At 70.2% G+C, this 20,641-nt stretch carries 13 protein-coding genes; 2 read left to right on the forward strand and 11 right to left on the reverse strand.

The annotated features are described in order from the left end of the window. Window positions 1-369: 369 nt before the first annotated feature. From ACFY0P_RS37325 to ACFY0P_RS37375, 11 genes are all read right to left on the reverse strand, one after another. The gene (locus ACFY0P_RS37325) at window positions 370-1,134 is read right to left on the reverse strand and encodes an alpha/beta hydrolase (protein ID WP_388923672.1); all 765 of its coding nucleotides are present in this window, start codon (window positions 1,132-1,134) and stop codon (window positions 370-372) included. 101 nt (window positions 1,135-1,235) lie between these two features. Continuing rightward, a complete protein-coding gene (locus ACFY0P_RS37330) occupies window positions 1,236-3,215 on the reverse strand; it encodes a TIM-barrel domain-containing protein (protein WP_388923675.1) in 1,980 nt (659 codons plus the stop codon). Window positions 3,216-3,288: 73 nt separating this feature from the next. Then, complete coding sequence (locus tag ACFY0P_RS37335; protein WP_388923678.1) at window positions 3,289-5,037, reverse strand: cellulase family glycosylhydrolase; 1,749 nt, start codon at window positions 5,035-5,037, stop codon at window positions 3,289-3,291. Between the two features lie 102 nt (window positions 5,038-5,139). Continuing rightward, window positions 5,140-6,642, reverse strand: coding sequence for a glycoside hydrolase family 43 protein (locus ACFY0P_RS37340; protein WP_388923681.1), 1,503 nt, complete (start codon window positions 6,640-6,642; stop codon window positions 5,140-5,142). 100 nt (window positions 6,643-6,742) lie between these two features. Then, window positions 6,743-8,614: an RICIN domain-containing protein gene (locus ACFY0P_RS37345; RefSeq protein WP_388923684.1), complete on the reverse strand. Its 1,872-nt coding sequence runs from the start codon at window positions 8,612-8,614 to the stop codon at window positions 6,743-6,745. Window positions 8,615-8,786: 172 nt separating this feature from the next. Continuing rightward, entirely contained in the window at window positions 8,787-10,880 is a 2,094-nt protein-coding gene (locus ACFY0P_RS37350) for an alpha-galactosidase (RefSeq protein ID WP_388923687.1), read from the reverse strand. Next, on the reverse strand, window positions 10,877-11,041 hold the full coding sequence (locus ACFY0P_RS37355; RefSeq protein WP_388923690.1) for a hypothetical protein: 165 nt from the start codon (window positions 11,039-11,041) through the stop codon (window positions 10,877-10,879). Before ACFY0P_RS37355 ends, ACFY0P_RS37350 begins: the two co-directional genes overlap by 4 nt. 183 nt (window positions 11,042-11,224) lie before the next feature. Continuing rightward, complete coding sequence (locus tag ACFY0P_RS37360) at window positions 11,225-12,247, reverse strand: LacI family DNA-binding transcriptional regulator (RefSeq protein ID WP_388923693.1); 1,023 nt, start codon at window positions 12,245-12,247, stop codon at window positions 11,225-11,227. Between the two features lie 112 nt (window positions 12,248-12,359). After that, window positions 12,360-13,328: a carbohydrate ABC transporter permease gene (locus ACFY0P_RS37365; RefSeq protein ID WP_388923696.1), complete on the reverse strand. Its 969-nt coding sequence runs from the start codon at window positions 13,326-13,328 to the stop codon at window positions 12,360-12,362. Continuing rightward, a complete protein-coding gene (locus ACFY0P_RS37370) occupies window positions 13,325-14,272 on the reverse strand; it encodes an ABC transporter permease (protein ID WP_388923699.1) in 948 nt (315 codons plus the stop codon). The genes ACFY0P_RS37365 and ACFY0P_RS37370 overlap by 4 nt, the downstream gene beginning before the upstream one ends. Next, on the reverse strand, window positions 14,269-15,951 hold the full coding sequence (locus tag ACFY0P_RS37375) for a Tat pathway signal sequence domain protein (protein ID WP_388923702.1): 1,683 nt from the start codon (window positions 15,949-15,951) through the stop codon (window positions 14,269-14,271). The genes ACFY0P_RS37370 and ACFY0P_RS37375 overlap by 4 nt, the downstream gene beginning before the upstream one ends. A gap of 197 nt (window positions 15,952-16,148) precedes the next feature. On the opposite strand from ACFY0P_RS37375, the gene ACFY0P_RS37380 reads away from it, so the two are divergent. Both ACFY0P_RS37380 and ACFY0P_RS37385 read left to right on the forward strand, forming a co-directional pair. Beyond that, the gene (locus ACFY0P_RS37380; protein ID WP_388923705.1) at window positions 16,149-19,016 is read left to right on the forward strand and encodes a glycoside hydrolase family 3 C-terminal domain-containing protein; all 2,868 of its coding nucleotides are present in this window, start codon (window positions 16,149-16,151) and stop codon (window positions 19,014-19,016) included. 407 nt (window positions 19,017-19,423) lie between these two features. After that, the gene (locus tag ACFY0P_RS37385) at window positions 19,424-20,407 is read left to right on the forward strand and encodes a LacI family DNA-binding transcriptional regulator (protein WP_388923938.1); all 984 of its coding nucleotides are present in this window, start codon (window positions 19,424-19,426) and stop codon (window positions 20,405-20,407) included. The last annotated feature ends 234 nt before the right edge of the window (window positions 20,408-20,641 follow it).

Genomic DNA, 20,641 nt, shown 5'->3' on the forward strand with positions numbered 1-20,641 from the left:
GCCATTCGGCGGAGCGCATCCTGATGCTCCCCACGGTGATTGGGACAGCGGAGCCGGCCCCGCGGTGCGTGGGCGCACGCGGCGTCGCTCGGCGCGGCCAGTTCTGGCTGCTGATGAACCCGATGCCACGTGGAGTTCCCCCGCTCCACCCGGCATCGGCGTGAGGTTCCAGCCGCCTTCGGGGCTGGCTCGTAACTGTGCGTGTGTGTCGCCGAGTTCATCGTGCAGGGCGGCGGCGCGAGCCAAGGAACACACGCGACAAATAGTCATCAACCCGAGTATTGCCTCTTGTTCGGATCCGTTGACTTGGAGGTGGTCCCGCGGTCACCGCCGGGTTCGGCCTTGGTCGCTGCTGCGGCGTCCGACGAACTACTCGTGGCTGGTCGTCCTGCGGAGCCACTGCGCGCACAGGGACGTCCACGTGCCGGCGGGCGCCATGTCCTGGGCCAGTCCCACGCCGTGTCCGCCGGTGGGGAATACGTGCAGTTCGACCGGGACCCCCAGGGAGGCCAGGCGCTGGGTCAGGGACAGGGAGTGGTCGACCCCGACGGTGTCGTCGTCCGCGCAGTGCCAGATGAAGGTCGGGGGGGTCCGCGGGACGGCGATCAGCTCGATGGAGACCGCGCGGCGCTGTTCCGGGGTCGAGCCGGGGCCGAGGAGCGGGTCGCTGTCCGGTTCGCCGGCTGCGGCGGGGCCGAAGTTGTGCCATGACGTCGCCGGGTAGCAGAGCACCGCGAACGCGGGCCGCTCGTCGTCGGCCGTGTCCGGGCCGGCGGCGAGGTGGGCGGCGAGGTGGCCGCCCGCGGAGAAGCCGAGGACCCCGATGCGCGACGGGTCGACCCCCAGCCCCGGTGCCTGCGAGCGCGCCTCACGCATCGCCGCCCGTGCCGAGTCCAGCGGCGCGGGGTGAAAGTCTTGCGGCCCTACCGGGTACTCGAGCACCCAGGCGGCGAATCCGAGCCGGTTCAGCCACTGCGCGACGGGCTTCCCCTCGTGCGGAGCAAGGAAGGTGTAGCCACCGCCCGGCATGATGATCACCGCAGGCGCGCCGGCAGCCGAGCGTGGCACCTCCGCCGGGAGTGGGTGGAACGTCAGCGCTGCCGCGCCACTATTCATGATCCGCAAGCCTGCCATCTGTTGCTCCATCTGCCGAGAAGGGGTTTTCTTCGTTCGGACCGCCGCGGTCCTGAAGGAAGTGCGGGCCGCACGGATGCGGGTCCCGACACCTGCACAAGTCAGTGCAACGCGTGTGCGACGGCGGCTCCTTCGCGTACGAAGACGGGTATGCGCTCCAGTGGGGCGTCAGCGTCGGATGTCGTTCCACCCTCCAGCACGTGTCCGGTGGCCGGGTCGTGCCAGCGGGCGCCGGAGGGCAGGTACACCGGGCGGGTGCGCGCGCCCGCCCGGTAGACGGGTGCCACCAGCACGTCGGGGCCGAGCAGGAACTGGTCGTCCACGTCCCAGGCGCGTTCGTCCTCGGGGAAGTCGAAGAACAGCGGGCGCATGGGCGGTGCGCCGGTGCGGTGGGCGTCCTCGGACAGCACGGTCACATAGGGGCGCAGGCGTTCGCGCAGCAGCAGGTGGTCCCGAAGGATCCCGTACGCCTGCTCCCCGTAGGACCAGACCTCGTTCGGCCCGCCGGTCATGTCCGTGGAGAAGGTCGGGTGGTTGGGCACGCGGTCCCCGTGCAGCCGCATGACGGGGCTGAAGGTGCCGTACTGGAACCAGCGGATCAGCAGCTCGCGGTAGGCGGGGTCGTCGGGGTCGCCGCCGAAGAAGCCGCCGATGTCGGTGTTCCACCAGGGGACGCCGCTCATCGCGACGTTCAGTCCGGCTCTGATCTGCCGCGCGAGGGAGTCGAAGGTAGTGGGGATGTCGCCGGACCACAGTGCGGCGCCGTACTTCTGGCTGCCCGCCCACGCAGAGCGGACCAGGGACAACGGCCGGTCCTCGCCGGCCGCGCGCAGGCCGTCGGCGACGGTTCGGGTGTGCAGGAGCGGGTAGAGGTTCGCGGCCTCGGCGGCCGGACCGGCGGCGTAGACGGCACGGTCGGCGACATCCCGGGACAGGTCGGGTTCGCAGGCGTCCAGCCAGAAGCAGGCCACGCCCGCTGAAAGGTAGTTGTCGCTCAGTCGTCGCCACAGTGCGGCGCGCGCGTGGGAGTTGGTCGCGTCGTAGTACGCCATCCGGCGCATCGGCTCCTCGGCGCTACGGGAGGGCCAGTGATAGGTGAGCAGGCCGCCGCCGCCGTCCCGTACGAGGCATCCGGCCGAGCGCAGCTCGTCGAAGGTGTCACTGCCGGGCTCGACGGTGGGCCATACCGAGACCGCGAGCTTCACCCCGAGGCCGGAGAGCTCTGCCACCATCGCGGCGGGATCGGGCCACTCGCTTGCTTCAAACCGCCAGTCGCCCATCGCGGGCCAGTGGAAGAAGTCACAGACGATGACGGACAGCGGCAGTCCGCGTTCCTTGTACTGCCGTGCCACAGCCAGGAGTTCGTCCTGGGTACGGTAGCGCAGTTTGGACTGCCAGAAACCGGACGCCCACTCGGGCAGGAGTGGCGGACGTCCGGTGGCCAGGGTGTAGGCGTCCAGGATCTGGGCCGGAGTGTCACCGGCGGTGATCCAGTAGTCGACCCGCCCGCCGGCGTCGGCGACCCACCGGGTGGTGTCGGTGCCCAGTTCGGCACGGCCGGTGGCGGGGTTGTTCCACAGCAGTCCGTAGCCGCGCGAGGAGTGCAGGAAGGGGATGGCGGCCACCGTGTTGCCCTGGACGAGGTCGATCACACAGCCTTTCTGGTCCAGGAGCCCGTGCAGATGCTGCCCGAGGCCGTGCAGCCGCTCGCCGCCATAGGCCTCGAAGTGCTGTTCCGTCCGGCCGTCGGCCGCATGGACGCGGGGGCCGGGATGATGGGGGTACGGGGTCTTGTCTGCGAGGAGTTCACGTCCCGAGGCGGCGTGCAGGAACCTCAGCCGACCGTCCGGCAAGGCCTCGACCGCGAGGCGGCCGTTGACCAGACGGGCAGAGCCGTCTTCCGCAACGGACGCTTCGACGTGGGGGGAGGGCGGCGGGCTCCCCAGCGCCCCGGGAGCGGCGGGGTCGACCGTCCCGGAGGAGGCCCGAACCCGAACCGCGTGCGGTCCCCAGGGCTCGATACGAAGAAGCTCTTCGGCGGTGTGACGTTCCAGGCCATCCGCGCTGATGCTGTACGGCAAGGCGATTCCTCTTGTTCTTCTGACGCCCCGCCCCGTGTGGGAGCACACGGGGCCGGAGTCGGTCACCCGGTGGTCAGGAGACGGTGCCCGTGACCGTGTCGCCGGACCTGGTCACGTGGTACGCGACGGAAGCCCCGCTCCAGAAGTCGAACTTCAGGGTCACGGTGGCGCCGTCGCTGAGGGTCTTCAGGTAGTCGGAGGTCAGCCGGATCGCGCCGTTCGGGTAGTCCGGCGTGAAGTGGGTGTTGAACTCCTGGTACGGGGTCCAGGAGTAGGGTCCGGCGGGGGTGCCGTCCGCGTACCGGGACTCCATGGTGGCCAGCACGTCGCCCGTGAACTGGGTGGGGATGGTCAACGAGCTGGTCGTACCGGTCGCGTCGGACTGTACGGGCAGGTCGTTGGTGATCACGTGGAACGTCCACGGCACGCCCCGGGAGAACCGCGCCTCGAAGGTGGCGTTCTCGCCGTACGCCCGGTCGCCGCCCAGCCGGGTGAGCAGCGAGGGGGTCAGCGTGAGCTGGTCGCCGGACACGGCGTAGTCAACCCCGGGACGCAGCCGGGTGTCGCCCTGCCACAGGCCGCGGAACGACAGGCCGTTCAGGTTGAGGGTGACGGTGTGCGCGGCGACCGGCGCGGACTTCGGCAGGAACACCTGGTCGGTGGACGCGGTGCCGGAGCGGGTGTGCCAGCTCGCCCTGATCAGCGCGACCAGTTCGGGGTCGCGCCATTGGAGGGTGTTGCGGTTGAGGAACGAGCCGGCGTCCCACAGCGAGGTGGTGATGCCGTTTATCCGCGCCTCGTAGCCGAGCTGCTCGAAGTACTTGAACGCCTCGCCCCGCTCGATCTGGTCGGGCTTGGTGAAGTCCGGGTAGGACAGCGTGCCGTACTCGCCCAGGTACACCGGGATGCCCTTGGCCACGAAGACGTCGTGCACCGCGGTGAAGTCGTCGATCAGGTCCTGCTGGGTCTGCTGGTTGTAGGTGGTGAAGCCGCCGTTGTTCACCGAGAACGGCCAGAAGCTGTAGTAGTGCACGGTCGCCCCGAGGTTCGGGTCGTGCAGCCTGGTGATCGTCGTGTACAGCTCGCCCATCTTCTGCGGGGTCGGGCTGGTGTTCTGGTCGGGCAGCAGCAGGACGCGGGTCGCGTTACGGCCGCCGGACTGCCGCACGATGGTGTGGAACGAGGTGTTCAGCTCGTCCATCGCCTGGGTCTTCTGCGCATCGGTGGCGTTGTCGCTGAACTGCGGCTCGTTGACGCTCTCGAACAGCAGCTTGCGCGGCTCGTCCTTGAACGCCGCCGCGATCTGCTGCCAGGTCGAGTCGAACCGGGCGAGCACCGCATCGTGGTCGGCGGTGGTGATGTTCTTGATCCACTGCCACGAGTCGTGGTGGACGTTCAGGTCCACGTACAGGCCGTCCGAGAGGGCCATGTCCACGACCTCCTTGACCCGCGCCATGTACGTCGGGTCGATCGTGTAGGGCGCGGTGGTGTCCTGGGCGCTGCTCCAGGTGACCGGGATCCGCACGCTGCGGTACCCGGCCGCCCGGACGGTGTCGAACACCGCCTTGGTGGTCAGCGGGTTGCCCCAGGACGTCTCGGTCGGGAAGGCGTCGAGGGTGTTGCCCAGGTTCCAGCTCGGCTGCATCGCCGCGACCACGGATTGCGCGCTGGTGGTGGCGTCCGCGTCCGCGGTGGTGTTGGCGGTGGTGCCGGCCAGGGCAGGGGTGCTGCCCACACCAATCGTGGTGACCAAGGCCAGGGGCAGGCTCGCCAGCAGCCACAGCCGCCAGCCGGCTCTCCCTGGGCGTGCTGTTCCGGTCATGTTCGGTGCCTCTCGATCGTCGGGATTTCCTCGTGCACGCGGTTGCCGTGCACAGGTTCTGGGGACGGGTGCCCCCCGTCAGGCCGGAGCGGATGTCGTTGCTCAGCCGATCTGCTCGTAGTCGAACCAGTCGACGTGGACGGTTCCGGCGGCCGCGTAGACGCCGATGACGCGACCGGTGAAGCCGCCGGCCACCTCGGTGGATACGTACCGGCCGTCCAGCGCGCCCAGCGCGGTGAACGTGCCGTCCGGCTCCTCGACACCGAGCGTGACGAGGTCCGGTCCGGTGCCCAGGCCCAGGTCCTGCGGCGGGGCGATGTCCACGCGAAGCACCACCGGGCCGTCCGGAGCGGGACGCGAGCCGAGCACGCTGCGCAGCCCGCCGACCCGGGCGACCGCGCGCACCTCGCCGTCGGTGACCTCCACCTCGTAGTGGTGCCGCTCGTCCAGGCGCACGGCCAGGCCGCCGGCGCCCTCGGCGGGGTCCAGCAGGGCGCGGCTGCGGCACGTCAGGTGCTGCTGGCGGCGGCCGACGAACACCACGTCCTTCTCGTCCATCGAGGCGCCCCGGGCGCGCAGCGTCAGCCAGCCGGGCCGCTCCCGGGTGGTGATCAGCTCGGCCGGGCGGTCGCGCAGCGAGATCCACTGCGGGGCCAGCGGCTCGGCGTCGAAGTCGTCCCGCGCGGGTGCGGTCGCGGACTGCAGCGGCCAGTTCGGCGCGGGCAGCGCGAGGTCCGGCGAGCCGGCCACCGGCCAGCCGTCCACCCAGGTCACCGGGGAGAGGAAGGTCTCCCGGCCGAGCCCGTGCCAGCCGGGGGTGGAGCCCTGCGGCCGAACGCCCAGCAGCACCAGCCACCAGGAGCCGTCCGGGCCCTGCACCAGGTCGGCGTGGCCGGTGTTCTGCACCGGGTGCTGGATGCCGCGGTGGGTGAGGATCGGGTTGTGCGGGCACGGCTCGAACGGCCCGTTCGGCGAGGTCCCGCGGGCGATCGAGGCGGAGTGCCCGCGTTCGGTGCCGCCCTCGGCGATCAGCAGATACCAGTAGTCGCCGATGTGGTAGAGGTGCGGGGCCTCGGGGTAGCTGGAGCCGGGGCTGCCGGACCAGATCCGGCGCGGCTCGCCGATCACCTTCCCGGTGGCCGGGTCGAGCTGAACCTGCTGGACCCCGGCGGAGGTGCACCAGCAGGTGCCGTCCTCGTCCCAGGCGAGGTCCGGGTCGATGCGGGGCACGTCCGGCAGCAGGATGGGGTCGGACCACGGGCCGGCCGGGTCGGTGGCGGTGACCAGCAGGTTTCCGTGGCCGCTGACGTTGGTGACGATCAGGTGGAAGCGGCCGTCGTGGTAGCGCAGGGTGGGCGCGTAGACACCGGCGGAGGACGGCGAGTCCAGTGGCAGGACCAACTGCTCGGGCCGGTCCAGCACGTTGCCGATCTGCGTCCAGTGCACCAGGTCGCGGCTGTGGAAGATCGGCACGCCCGGGAAGTACTCGAAGCTGGAGCAGGCGAGGTAGTAGTCGTCGCCGACCCGGCACACCGTGGGGTCGGGGTGGAACCCGGGGATGATCGGGTTGCTGACGGTGGCTGTCGCCTGGTGCTGGTCGGACACGCTTGTTCCTCTCGGGGGCCGTCGGCCCTGTTCCGGTCGTCGTTCGACGTGGGGGCCCGGCGAGGCGCCGGGCCGCCCGGTGCGGTTCAGCCGACTCGTGTCAGCCGAACGTCCACTGCTGGTTGCTCTGGTTCGAGCCGCAGGCCCAGAGCTGCACCTTGGTGCCGTTCGCGGTGCCGTACCCGTTCACGTCCAGGCACAGCCCCGTCAGCACGTTGGTGATCGTGCCGTTGGAGTTGACGTTCCACTGCTGGTTGGTGCCGCCGTTGCACTGCCAGATCACGGCGGCGGTGCCGTTGGTCGTGCCCTTGCCGTAGTCGTCCAGGCACATCGGGGTGGAGGTGTTGGCGTAGAGGCGGAACTCCTTGGCGGAGGTGCGCGTCAAGGTCTGGGCCGTACCGCTGTTGCAGTCCCAGATCTGGGCCTGCGTCCCGGCGGTTGTGCTGCTGTTGGCGATGTCCAGGCACTTGCCCGAGCCGACGGCGTGCAGCGCGCCGGAGGATCCGCCGGTGTCACCGCCACTGCTCGGGTGCATCTGCACCACGACCACCGAGTACGCGGGGACGGTCTGGGTGGTGCCGCTGCCGGTGGTGGACGACGTGATCGAGGTGGCGTTCTTCAGGTAGGTGTACACGGTCGGGGCGGCCGAGGACGGCGTGAACCCGTTGTAGGACAGGGACACCGTGGTGCTGTTGTTCGGATCCTTGTTGATCAGCATGACGTTCACGTCGCCGTTGCCGCGGTGCACCGCGTGCGCGGAGATCAGCGAGGTGGAACTGCTGGCCTGGATCAGCGAGTCGCCGGACTGGGCCAGCTTGCTGATCATCGAGATGCCGTAGTAGGGCGCGAACGGGGTGTCCAGCGGCGGCTCGCAGGACGGGCCGCTGGCCAGCACGCCCCCTTCGTCGTAGTCGGTGGCACCGTCCACTGTGGTCACGTGGGAGCAGTCGGTGCCGTTGTGCATGGCCCAGTAGTCGACGGTGAACGCGCCGTGCTCCGCCCAGGTCAGCATCTGGTCCGGGGCGAACAGCCCGTTCGGGGCGGTGTCCTTGTACTTGTCGACGTTCGTCTCGGTGATGGCGATGCTCACGTTCGGCGCGTTGCTGCCGGCGTACTGGTTGATCAGCGACCGCACCGTGCCGGCCATGGTCGGCACGTTGGTCTGCGGCTTGGCCAGCAGGTCGGCTTCGCTGGTGCTGGTCGGGTAGTCGTGCACGATCACGAAGTCGATCTTCGGACCGGCGATCGACAGGACCGTGTGGTTCCAGTCCTGGGTGTCGCCGGGGCCGACGATGCCGTCGGGCCAGCTACCGGGTGTGGTGAGTACCGCCCCGATCTTGATGCTGGGGTCGACCGCCTTCATCGCCGAGACGAACTGCAGGAGGTTGGTGGCGTAGGTGGTGGCGCTGTGGCTGGAGTGCTTGTCCGTCTCCCATTGCGCGCCGTACTCGCCGTTGCCGGGGATCTCGTTGCCGATCTCCCAGTACTTGACGCCGTAGCCCTTGGTGATGTTGGCGTACCGCACCCAGTCCGCCGCCTCCTGCGGCGTGCCCGACCCGTAGTCCGCGGTGATGATCGGCTGTGTGTTCGCCGCCCGGACGGTGCCCATGAACGTGTCGAAGTCGGTGTTCGGGGCGACGTAGTTGCCGTCGGCGGTGTTGGTCTGCCAGTGGTAGACGTCGGCGTAGCTGCCGCCCGGGTAGCGCATCATCCCGATACCGGCGTTGTTGAGCAGGCCGGGGATGTCCGAGCGGTTCATGTTGGCGTCGTAGACCTGGGTGTTCAGGCCGGGGGTGGTGGACGAGTAGTTCGCCAGCCAGTGGGTGCTGTCGACCGTCACCGTCGCGGAGGTGGCGGCGGCGGCCGGGGCGGCGGCGGTGAACGCGCCGACGGACAGGGCGGCGGCGGTGAACGTCGTAGCGGCGGCCAGGGCGAGCAGGCGATCGCGTCCGGCGCGCAGGAACCGTTTCACGAAACCCTCCATTGGGTCGTGTTCGAGCAGGGATGTGGTGCTCCCGTCTGCGGAACGGCGGGTTTCCAGCCGTGCGCTCAGGCACGGCAGGCAGGGGTGGGGGGTGGAGCCCTCATCGCACTGTGGGGCGGCCCCGGGAGGTGGGGCGGGTCGGTTCAGGGGTGGGCGCGGGTCAGCTCAGGCGGAGCAGGACGGCCGACGGAACCGCGGGCAGGGCCAGCGTGAGTTCCGCCGCACCGGGGTTCCAGGAGGTGGTGGCGCGCGTGTTGGCAGGGAAGATCGGTGTCGTGACTGCCGGGGTGTCCAGCAGGTGCGGCAGGTGCAGGGTGGTGGTCGGGGCGGCGCCGGGGCGGCGCCATGCGGTCAGATAGGTGGTGGTCGGGGTGCGCAGGGCCAGCGCCGCCCAGGGGTCGTCCCAGGCCGGCAGGCCCAGCGGCCATATCGGCAGCGCGCCCGGAAGGTCGGTGCGAAGGTCGCGGTAGACCGCCACCGCCTGGTGCACCAGGGCGCGCGCCTCCGGTCCCAGGCCGGCCAGCGGCCCGGACAGGTGGATCCGCCCGAGCAGCGCGCTCACCAGCGTGAACGCCACCTCCTCCAGGGTGTCCTCAGGCTGCGGGTAGGCCCACACGGCGCCCTGCTCGGGGGTGACGGCGGTCGGCGCGGCAGCCGCGATCGGCGCGTAGAGCAGCAGGTTCTGCTGGTCGCTGGTGGACAGCAGCTGCATCCGGGACAGCAACGCGTGGTCCGCGCGCATGCCGCCGGACGCGCAGTCCTCCAGCACCAGGTGCGGGTGCCGGTCCAGCACGCCGTCCAGCCAGGCCAGGTGCGCCCGGTGGTGGCCGAGCGCCCCGGCCGCCGGGACCTCGGCGGGGTGGCCGGAGGTTCCGGTGCCGGCGTCGATGTTGTGGTCCAGCTTCAGGTAGCCGACGCCCCAGTCGCCCACCAGTCGGTCCACCACGGCGTCCAGGTGGGCGCGGGCGGCCGGGTGCCGGAGGTCGAGCTGGTACCGCCCGGTCTCCACCACCCGCACGCCGTCGCGGCGGAAGAACGCCTCGTCCGGCAGCGCCGTGGCGATCGGGCTGCGCACCCCGACCACCTCGGGCTCCAGCCACAGGCCGGGCACCATGCCGCGCTCGCGGATCCGGTCCAGCACCTCGTGGATGCCGCGTGGACCGGGGAACCGGGTGGTGGACGGTTCCCACTCGCCGACGCTGTCCCACCAGCCGGCGCTGTCGTCGTACCAGCCGGCGTCGATCACGAAGTACTCCGCGCCGGCGTCCGCGGCGGCGTCCACCAGCGGCAGCAGCTTCTCGGTCGTCGGGTCGCCCATCAGGCAGTTCATGTAGTCGTTGAAGATCACCGGAAGGTTCTCGTGGTCCGGGTGCGGGCGGCGGGTCGCGCGGCGGTAGCTGCTCAGCGCGCCGAACGCGTCGTCCAGCCGGTCGCCGAGCGCCACCGACACCGGCACCGCGTGGAACTCGCCGCCCGGTTCCAGCGGGTGCCGCCAGCCGTGGTCGCCGTCGGTGGGGCCGGACAGCGCCAGGTAGGCGGTGTCGTGCCGTTCGCCGCAGTCCCAGCGCCAGCCGCCGCCGTTGTGCTCGACCTGCCACACCCAGGCGCGGCCGGACGCGCGGTCGGACAGCGCGCCCATCGGCAGGTGTCCGCAGCTGGACCAGGTGCCCTGCCCGGCCAGCGCGACCGAGCCCTTGCCGTACCCGTACCGGACCCGCCCGCTGAGCTGGGGCAGCGCCGCCCGCAGCGGCCGGCGCTGCCAGCGGAACTCGGCGAGCCAGTCGTTGCCGGCCCACCACACGTCGGCGGTGTCCAGGTCGACGTCGGTGATGCCGCCGAGGGCCAGCGAGGTCACCGACTCGAGGTGCAGGGTGCCGGTGCCCTCGTTGCGCAGCGTCACCTCGGCGCGCAGGGCCGGCACGCCGTCCGGGGACCGGTACACCACCTCGGCGACCAGCCCGGTGTCCGGGTCGTGAAGCGCCACGGTGAGCACATGCCACCCGCCCTCGCGGGTGACGTGGTGCGCGCGGTGCCGCAGCCGCGTGCCGAGGGCGCTGTCCACCAGGCGGTGGCTGGACCAGAACCGGCCGTGGCCGGTGGCGGTGACCTCGACCAGCGGCAGCGCGCCGTCCCAGGACGGGTCGGAGGGCGCGCCCAGGCCGAGTCGGGTGGTGCCGTCGGCGGCAATGCGCAGGTCGAGCCGCAACGCGTCGTGGCCCCAGCTGAGGGTCTGGTGGGTCGGCGTGGCGGTCACAGCGCCACCTCCGCCCCGGCATCCGCGGCGTCGCGGACAGGCGGCCGCTCGCGCACGTGCAGGTAGTGGCGCGGGATCGGGTACGCCTCCTCGCCGTACGACCAGACCGCGTTGTCCAGGCCGGTCATCGCCGGCTCGGGCGTCCGCTCGGGGCCACGCAAGCCGTGCGGGCGTGCGGGCGGGACAGCGGGAGCCCCTGGTCCCACAGGGGGGTGAAGGTCGCGAAAGTGCGGGGACATACAGGGCTTCTCCTCAAGTCCGGGGCAGGGGAAAGCTTGCTGCCGCGGGCGCGCTCGACCGGCACCGCGCGAGTGCGGTGGGCCGGGTTCGGGCCGGTGCCGGTGCTACCGCGGCGCGGGGCCGGTGCTCTGGCGGACGGTCAGGGTCGGTGTCAGCAGGACGCGTTCGTCGGGCGGTTGTTCGCCGCGTTCGGCCGCGGTCATCCGGCGCATGAGCTGTTCGACGGCCACTTGGCCGAGTTTCCCGGCCGGGCCGGTCACGGCGGTGAGGGTCGGCACGTACTGTTCGGCCAGGTGTGCCGGGCACAGGGCGACGACGGAGGCGTCCTCGGGGACGGTGCGTCCGCTGGTTCGCAGCAGGTTGAGCAGGGGTCCGATCGCCGCCTCGTTCTGCACGACGAAGCCGGTGGTGCCGGGCCGGTCGCCGAGGATGCGGGTGACGGTCCCGGCCGTGCTTTCGTAGGTGCCCTCGCAGGGGCGGTGCAGGAAGCGCAGGCCGCGTTGTGCGGCTCGTTCGCGGAATCCGGCCAGGGTGCGCTCGGCGTATGCGGCGCGGCGCTGGTAGATGCCCGGGCCGTAGCCGATGAAGGCGATCTCGTGGTGGCCGAGGTTGGCGAGGTGGTCCGCGCACAGTGCCCCGGCGGTGGCGAAGTCGTGGTCGACGCAGGAGAGGCCGCTGGGGTCGTCGGGCAGGCCGATCAGGGCGGCCTGGGTGCGCTGGCCGCGGACGAGGGGGATGCGGGCGTCGTCGAGTTGGACGTCCATGAGGATCACCCCGTCGGCCAGTCCGCTGGCGGCGACCCGTTGCACGCCTTCGGGGCCTTCGCCGTTGGTGATCAGCAGGGTGTCGTAGCCGTGCCTGCGGGCCTGGACGGTGACGGAGATGGCGATCTCCATCATGATCGGGACGTAGACGTCGGTGCGCAGCGGCACGACCAGGGCCAGGACGTACGAGCGGCGTCCGGCCAGCGCTCTGGCACCGGCGTTGGGGTGGTAGCCGAGTTCGGTGACGGAACGCTCGACACGGTGCCGGGTCGCGGCGGAGATCGTGCGCTTGCCGCTGAAGACGTAGCTGACAGTGCTGGTCGACACGCCGGCATGCCGGGCTACGTCGGCGATGGTCACCATCGTGGTGTCCTGCTCCCATTTCCTCGGATGTGGGAAGCGGCCCCTGCCACGCGGCGGGGTTGGGCGCGCGGAGCCGCTTCCGGTCCGCGGGGTGGTACGGCGGCCGATCACGTCAGCCCTTGATCGCGCCGGTCAGCACGCCGGTGCGGAAGTGCTTCTGGACGAACGGGTAGACGATCAGGAGCGGGACCAGGGTCAGTACCACGACCGCCATCTGCAGGGACAGCGGTGCGGTTTGGGCGTGGGCGCTTCCGAAGCCGGCGTTGACCGAGCCAGGCAGGCCGACGCCGCGGTTGACGTAGGTGAGCAGGACGTACTGCAGCGGCCACTTCTGGCTGTCGGTGGGCATGTAGAGCATCACGTTGAAGAAGGCGTTCCAGTAGCCCACTGCGTAGAAGAGGGCGACCACGGCGGTCACGGCGCGCGAGGTGGGCAGGACGACGGACCACAGGATCCGCCAGTCGCCTGCGCCGTCGAGCCGGGCCGCGTCGATGAGCTCGCCGGAGGTCTCGGAGTAGAAGGCGCGCAGGACCAGGATGTTGAACACCGAGACCGCGCTGGGCAGGATCAGTGCCCAGTACTTGCCGTAGCCGCCGAGGTCGGTGACGACCAGGAAGGTGGGGATCAGGCCGCCGTTGACGAACATCGTGACGATCAGCAGCAACAGCAGGAAGCGGTGTGCGAAGGAGCGGGGCCGGGACAGGCCGTAGGCGCACATGACCGACACGGCCATCGAGACCGCGGTGCCGATCAGGGTGATGCCCAGGCTCACCAGCAGCGAGGTCCGCACGGTCGGGTCGGATAGCATCTCGCGGTACGGCTCCACGGTCAGGCCGTCCGGCCAGATCACCAGGCCTCCGGCCCGGTTGATCGCCCCGGGAGTGGAGAAGCTGGTCACCAAGATGATCCAGATGGGGACCAACACCACCGCGACGACCCCGCTCAGGGTCAGTCCCTTGACGGTCCGTCCGACGACGCTGGGCTGTTCCTCCCACGGCGGGCGTGCCGATCCGGCCCTGCTGTGGCGGGCCTGAGCCGCCGCTCCGGCGCGGGTGGGGCTGATGGTGAGTGTGTTGGTCATTTGCGGTACAACCCGTCTTCGCCGAAGGCGTGCGCCAGCTTGTTGGCACCCCAGATGAGCAGCAGTGAGATCACGCTCTTGAACAGCCCGGCAGCCGCTCCGTAGCTGTAGTTGTTGGTGGTGATGCCGTAGTAGAAGGAGAAGGTGTCCAGCACGTCCGCGGACGAGTGGCCCACCGCGTCACGCTGGATCAGGAACTGCTCGAAGCCCACCGACAGCGCGTTGCCCAGCCGCAGGACCAGCATCAGCACGATCACTCCGCGCATGCCGGGCAGGGTGATGTGCCACATCCGCCGCCAGCGCCCCGCGCCGTCGGCTGCGGCGGCCTCGTACAGCTCGCTGTTGATGCCGGCCAGTGCGGCCAGGAAGACGATGATCCCCCAGCCGGCCTCCTTCCACACCGCCTGGCCGGTGACCAGCAGGGCGAAAGTGTGCGGGTTGGTCATGATGTCCCACGTGCTCATGTCGTGCGAGCGCAGGTACTGGTTGAGCAGGCCCGCGCCGCCGAGCATCTGCTGGAAGATGGTGATCGTGAGCACCCACGAGAAGAAGTGCGGCAGGTAGACCACGGACTGGATGAAGTTGCGCACCCGCATGCTGAGCACCGTGTTCAGCAGCAGGGCCAGCACGATGGGGATCGGGAAGAACAGGATCAGCTGGACGAAACTGAGGTAGATCGTGTTCTTCAGCGAGTCCCAGAACTGCGGGTCGTGGAACAGCTGGCGGAACTGGTCGAATCCCACCCACTGGCTGTGCCAGACCCCGATCAGCGGGTCGTAGTCCTGGAACGCGGTGGCCAGGCCGAACAGCGGCGCGTAGTTGAAGACCAGCAGCAGCGCGATCGAGGGCACGGTCATCATGAGCAGCGTCTTGTCGCGCCGTATCCTCATCCGCCAGTTCAGCCGCACAGGGCGTCCCGTGTCCTGCGACTGCTGGACGCTCACTGGCCGGTCCCGACCTTGTCCAGGACGTTCGTGGTCATCCAGCGCGTCAGGCGGTCACCACTGCTGGACTTCCAGCTGGAGATGGCCGCCTGGACGTCGGAGACCTTCTTCTTGCCGTGGTAGCAGTCCTTGATGGTGTCCTCCACCGACTGCGCGGCGGCGGCAGTCGCCAGCGACTGCGACAGGCTGATGTTCACGTTCCAGAACAGCGGCTTGTACCCGTACTTCACGTTCGCGGCCGCCCAGGCGGTGTAGTCCTTGGTGACGACGTCGGCGCCCTGGTTGCTGATCACGGAGGTCGGCGAGGCCAGGAAGGGGTAGGTGGTCGCCTGGACGAACTTCTGGCCCTCCTTGGTCGCCGTCGGCACACCGTTGTTCATCGTGTGGTGGACGCCCTCGACACCGTAGTTGACCATGGTGTACTCGCGCGTGCCGTAGGGCGCGGCCAGGTAGTTGGCCACCGACAGCAGTTCCTCGATCTGGGCCGGCTTCAGGCGCTTGTTCAGGTAGCTGATCATGCTGGCGGAGGGACCCAGGAAGATGCTCGGGGTGCTCTTGCCGTCGGCGGCGAAGACGTTGAACGAGCCGCGGCGGTAGTTCTTGTCCGCGGCGGTGCCCGACTGGTAGTCGGCAAGGTTCCACGCGCCGAGGCCCCCGCCGGCGATCAGCACCTTTCCGGAGTAGAACCGGGTGCCCTGGCCGGCGTTGTTCCCCGCCAGCGCGTCGGGGTGCATGAAGCCGGACTTCGCCAGGCGGTAGTGCCAGTCCATGGCCTCCAGGAACTCCGGCAGCTCGTACTTGTGGACCAGCTTGCCGTCCACCAGCTTCCACTGCTGCGGCACGCCCCAGAAGAGGGAGAGGTAGGTCCACACATCGTCGAAGGCCCACACACCGCGCTTGGCGTCGGTCAGCTCCTTGCCCAGCTTCCACAGGTCGTCGGCGGACTTGACCTGGTCCGCGGTGATTCCCTTGGCCTCCAGGCTGTCACGGCGGTAGAAGATGGCGCCGGCGAGCCCGAAGTTGGTGGAGAAGCAGGGGATTCCGTAGATCTTGTCGCCCCACGCGCAGGTCTGCCAGGCGCCGGTGGGCAGGGCGGCGAGGTTCGGGTACTCCTTGACCTTGCCGCCGCCCAGGTAGGGGGTGAGGTCCGCGAGTTGGGTCCCGGCCAGTTCGCCGGTGTTGAAGGCGTTGTTCCACCAGGCCGGCAGCTGGATCCAGTCGGGCAGGCGGCGCGCGGCGGTCATGGTGGGGACGATGGTGTTGTAGTTGTTGCCATCGGCCGGCTTGACGGTGAGGTCGACGCCGAGGGCCTTGTTCATGGCCTGATAGAAGGAGTTCCCCGCGGGGGGGATGGTCCCCCACAACGGGGTGACCGCGGTGTAGCTGCCGCCCTTGCCCGGTACTCCGGAGACCGTCGCGACCTGGTCAGTGGGGTAGTGCAGGAACGCGGGGTCGGTCGCCGCCCCGTTGCCGCCACCCGACACGGACGGGATGTCCGGCTTCACGGCCGCGCTGGGCACGTAGGCCGGCAGCGCCGCCTTCAGACCCGCCTTGGTGTTCGCACCGGTCTTCTGGTGCGAGCCGCCTCCGCAGGCGGACAGCAGCGGCGCCATGGCGGCGGCTCCCGCGACCGACGCGGCCGTACTGACGAAGGTTCTGCGATTCAGCTGACTGCTCATGTGGAGGCGGCCCTTCCCCTGAAAGCGTCGAAGCGCTTAGACGATTGGCGGCGACCGTATCGACCGTTCTCCTGCCAGACAAGAGGAGAAACAGAAGGAAAAAACCGTTTCCGCTTTCGTTGACAGCCCGGACGGCCGCGTGGCAGCGTCGATGCGCTTCGCCTTCTGTTCCATCCCACTTGCTAGGGGTCAGCTGCGTGAGTCCGCCATCCCTCTCCGCTGTCGAAAACTTTCCGTTCCAGGACCCGGCGCTGTCCTTGCGGACGCGTGTCGGCGACTTGCTCGAACGACTCGCCCTCGACGAAAAGCTCGCGATGCTGCACCAGTACGCTCCCGCGGTGCCGCGGCTGGGCGTCGCGGCGTTCCGCACCGGGACCGAGGCGCTGCACGGCGTGGCCTGGCTGGGCGAGGCGACCGTCTTCCCGCAGGCGGTGGGGCTGGGCGCGACCTGGGACGAGGAACTGGTGCACCGGGTTGCCGAAGCCGTCTCGGTCGAGCTGCGCGCCTTCCACCACCACCGCCCGCCCGCCTCCGGCCCGGGCACCAACAGCCTGCAGGCGTGGGCCCCGGTGGTGAACCCGCTGCGCGACCCGCGCTGGGGCCGCAACGAGGAGGGCTACTCCGAAGACCCCGTGCACACCGCGCGGCTGGGTACTGCCTACTGCCGGGGCCTGGCCGGCGACCACCCGCACTACCTGCGCGCCGCCCCCGTCCTCAAGCACTTCCTCGCCTACAACAACGAGGACGACCGCTGCACCACATCCTCCGGGCTGCGCCCGCGCGTACTGCACGAATACGACCTGGCCGCGTTCCGACCCGTCGTCGCCTCCGGCGCGGCCACCGGCGCCATGGCCGCCTACAACCTGGTCAACGGCCGCCCGTGCCACGTCAGCCCGCTCATCGAGGACGAACTGCGGCGCTGGGCCGTCGCCACCGGCCACGAGCTGTTCGTGGTCAGCGACGCCGAAGCACCCTGCAACCTCGTCGACCCCGAGCACTACTTCGACGACCACCCCCAGGCCTTCGCCGCCGCCCTCAAGGCCGGCATCGACAGCTTCACCGACCACGAACAGGACAGCGCTACCGTCACCGGCTGGCTGCGCCAGGCCATCGAGCGATCCCTGATCGCCGAGGACGACGTCGACCGCGCCGTACGGCGGCAACTCGAACTGCGTTTCCGGCTCGGCGAGTTCGACCAGCACCTCGATCCCTACGCCGACATCGGCCCCGACGTCATCGACCACCCCCGCCACCGCGAGCTGGCCCGGCTCGCCGCGACCGAGTCGGTGGTGCTGCTCAAGAACGACGGACTGCTGCCCCTGGACGCAGCCCGCACCCCGACGATCGCCGTCATCGGCCCGCTGTCCGACACCCTGTTCGAGGACTGGTACAGCGGCACTCTGCCCTACCAGGTCACCGCCGCCGCAGGGCTGGAAGCAGCACTCGCCGATCAGGGCGGACAAGTGGTCCGGGTCGAGGGCTGCGACCGTATCGCCCTGCGCTCGCGCACCACCGGCGAACTGCTGGGCAAGACCTCCTTCGACACCGCTGACTGGGGCGAAGGCGCACTGACACTGCGCGATGCCGACACCGGCCGCTACCTGAGTGTCAAGGACGACGGCCACCTGGAAGCCGACCAGCAACAGCTCAAGTCCTGGTTCATCCACGAAACGTTCCGCCTGGAACCCGACCCTGCCGGCGGCCCCGACGCCGTGCTGCTGCGCAACGTCCTCACCGGCCGCTACGCCGCCATCGACCCCGCCGACGGCGCGGTGAGGATGACGGCCAAGACCCCGCAGGCCGCCGAAACCTTCCACCGCGAACTGCTCCGCGACGGCACCGCCGAAGCACGGACCGCCGCCCAGAGCGCCGACGTCGCCGTCGTCGTCCTCGGCAACCACCCCCTGATCGGCGGCCGCGAGACCCAGGACCGGGCGAATACCGCACTGCCCGAAGGACAGCAGGAGCTGCTGCGGGCGGTCGCCGCCGTCCGCCCCCAGACCGCGCTGGTCGTCATGAGCAGCTACCCCTACGCCCTGGACTGGGCCGACACGCACCTGCCCGCCGTACTGTGGACCTCACACGCGGGACAGGAGGCCGGCCACGGGCTGGCCGCCGTCCTGCTCGGCGAAACCGACCCCTCCGGGCGCCTGCCCCAAACCTGGTACCGGGGCGAGGACGAGCTCCCCCACCCACTCGACTACGACATCGTCAAAGCCGGCTGGACCTACCAGTACCACCGCACCCCACCCCTCTACCCCTTCGGCCACGGTCTGTCCTACACCGACTTCACGTACCACGACCTGCGCCTGTCCGCAGCGTCCATCGACCCCGACGGCACGGTCGACATCTCGGTCACCCTCACTGACACCGGCACCCGCCCCGGAAGCGAAGTCGTCCAGCTCTACGTCCGCGCGACGGACGCCCGCTATGAGGCGCCCCGGCTGTGGCTCGCCGACTTTGCCAAGGTCCGTCTCGCCCCGGGCGAAAGCCAGGAGGTCACCTTCCACCTGACCGCCGAACAGCTCGCCCACTGGGACGTCACCACCGGAGCCTTCACCACCGACCCGGGCACGTACGAGGTCCTCATCGCCCGGTCCGCCGAGGACGTCGTCCTCACCGCGCCCCTCACCGTCACCGGAACCGCTCCCGGACCACGGGCAGTTGTCGATGACCGCACCTGGGCCGCCGACTTCGACGACTACGAGAACCTCACACTGGTCGACGTCACCCGCACCACCGGCGACGCGATCACCCCCACGGACCCCACAAGACCCGCCACCGCCCTCTTCCGCTCCGCCGACCTGACCTCCGCGGTCCGCCTGGAAGCCGAGGTCGCGCGCGCGGACACCGGGCCGGGCGAGGCTCTCTTGGAACTCAGGGCCGACGAACGCCTCCTCGCGGCCCTCCCCGTACCGATCACCGGCAGCCGCTACACGTGGACGACCGTCACCCAGGAGGTCCCCGCACCGCTGGACGGCGTGTACGACCTGCACCTCACCCTGCACGGGGACTTCCGGCTGGCCGCCTTCCGGTGCGCCTCACCCCACGCAGTCGCGGACTGAGACCGGGCGGCCCGCCCCCGAGGGGCGGGCCGCGCCCGCGCCGACCGGGAACGACCGGGCCCGACCGTGGCGCCGGCTTGCTCGGTGGTCATGCACCGGATCGTGCTGCTGCCACCGCACGCATCCTGCGGCGCGATCCCGGCCTCCGGCGAGGCGGGCCGCGTCGGGCTGCCGCAGAAAGTTTCGTCGCTTGCGGGCGGAGAGAGCTAATATGATGCGGGCCGGTGCCTGGTCCGGCTGTGCGGCAACCGCAAAGGTGCCGCACACGTCGGGCAGGCCTGCCGGCCGCTCGGCCGGCCATGGGGGGCGGCGAGGACGCGAAGGATCGGAAGGCGGCTTTGGCTGACGACGCAGCGGAAGGACTGGCGGATGGTGGCGAACGCCCCGGGGGTGACGCCTCCCGGCCGGTGACGATCGCGTACATCGCCGAGTCGGCGGGCGTATCGGTTCCGACCGTCTCGAAGGTGCTCAACGGCAAGTCGGGGGTGTCGCCCGGCACCCGTGCCCGCGTCGAGGAGCTGATCGACAGGTACGGCTACCGCAAGCTTTCGGGGGCCAACCGCAACAACGTGGTGGAGTTGGTGTTCCGCGAGCTGGAGAGCATGTGGGCCGTGGAGATCATCCGGGGCGTGGAGCGGGTGGCCAGCAAGCACCGCGTGGGGCTGATGGTCTCGCGCTTCGGCCTGCACGACTCACCCGCTCCAGCCTGGGACGACACCGTGGCGCGCCGCCCGAACTGCGTGCTGTCGGTGGCGCAGCTCTCCGAGGCCGAGCGCGAGCAGCTCCAGGCGAAGGGCATTCCGTTCGTCGTCTTCGATCCGACCCGTGAACTGCCGGACGACGTCCCCTTCGTCGGCGCCACCAACTGGTCCGGCGGCCGGGCCGCGACCCGCCACCTGACCGAGCTGGGCCATCGCCGCATCGCGATGATCAGCGGGCCGCAGGACGTGCTGTGCTGCGTTGCCCGGCTGGACGGCTACCGCTCGGCGTTGCAGGCCGCCGGTCTGCCGGCCGATCCGGACCTCGTGGTCCACGCCAAGCTCACCCGGGAGGACGGCTACACCGCGGCGTGCGACCTGCTGTCCCGGCCCGACCGCCCCACCGCGATCTTCGCCGCGAACGACCTTCTGGCGCTCGGGGTCTACCAGGCCGCGCGCGAAGCCGGCCTGCGCATCCCCGACGACCTGAGCGTGGTCGGGTTCGACGACCTGCCGGCGGTCTCCTGGGTGGACCCGCCATTGACCACCGTCCACCAGCCGCTGACCGAGATGGCCATCGCGGCGACCGAACTCGCACTGACCCTCGGCCGCGGTGAGCAGGCACCCCAGACCGGGCTGGAGATCGCGACGACCCTCACCGTACGGGAGAGCACGGCGCCACCGAAGGACTGATGGCTCCGCCGCCGGACCGCGGGGCCAGTTGGCCAGGAGATCTAGAGTCACCATCAAAATCGGAACGGTTCAATCCTGGGTGAACCTAAAGTGCCGGTTCGAGAGTCGAAGCCGATCTTCGCCGGACCTGATCAGTGCTGCTCTGCCGTTTGAACTGTCCCAACCGTGCACAAGGGCGGGGCCACGGCGGCCACGCTGTGGGTGAGCGACAAAGTCAACTGGCGGACGATCGGC

The sequence above is a fragment of the Streptomyces sp. NPDC001714 genome (assembly GCF_042892755.1).
Classification (GTDB): Bacteria; Actinomycetota; Actinomycetes; order Streptomycetales; family Streptomycetaceae; genus Streptomyces.

Excerpts from the sequence above, each read along its gene's own strand:
- ACFY0P_RS37325 (WP_388923672.1), bottom strand. The coding sequence starts at position 1,134 with ATGGCAGGCTTGCGGATCATGAATAGTGGCGCGGCAGCGCTGACGTTC.
- ACFY0P_RS37335 (WP_388923678.1), bottom strand. The coding sequence starts at position 5,037 with ATGACCGGAACAGCACGCCCAGGGAGAGCCGGCTGGCGGCTGTGGCTG.
- ACFY0P_RS37360 (WP_388923693.1), bottom strand. The coding sequence starts at position 12,247 with ATGGTGACCATCGCCGACGTAGCCCGGCATGCCGGCGTGTCGACCAGC.
- ACFY0P_RS37365 (WP_388923696.1), bottom strand. The coding sequence starts at position 13,328 with ATGACCAACACACTCACCATCAGCCCCACCCGCGCCGGAGCGGCGGCT.
- ACFY0P_RS37375 (WP_388923702.1), bottom strand. The coding sequence starts at position 15,951 with ATGAGCAGTCAGCTGAATCGCAGAACCTTCGTCAGTACGGCCGCGTCG.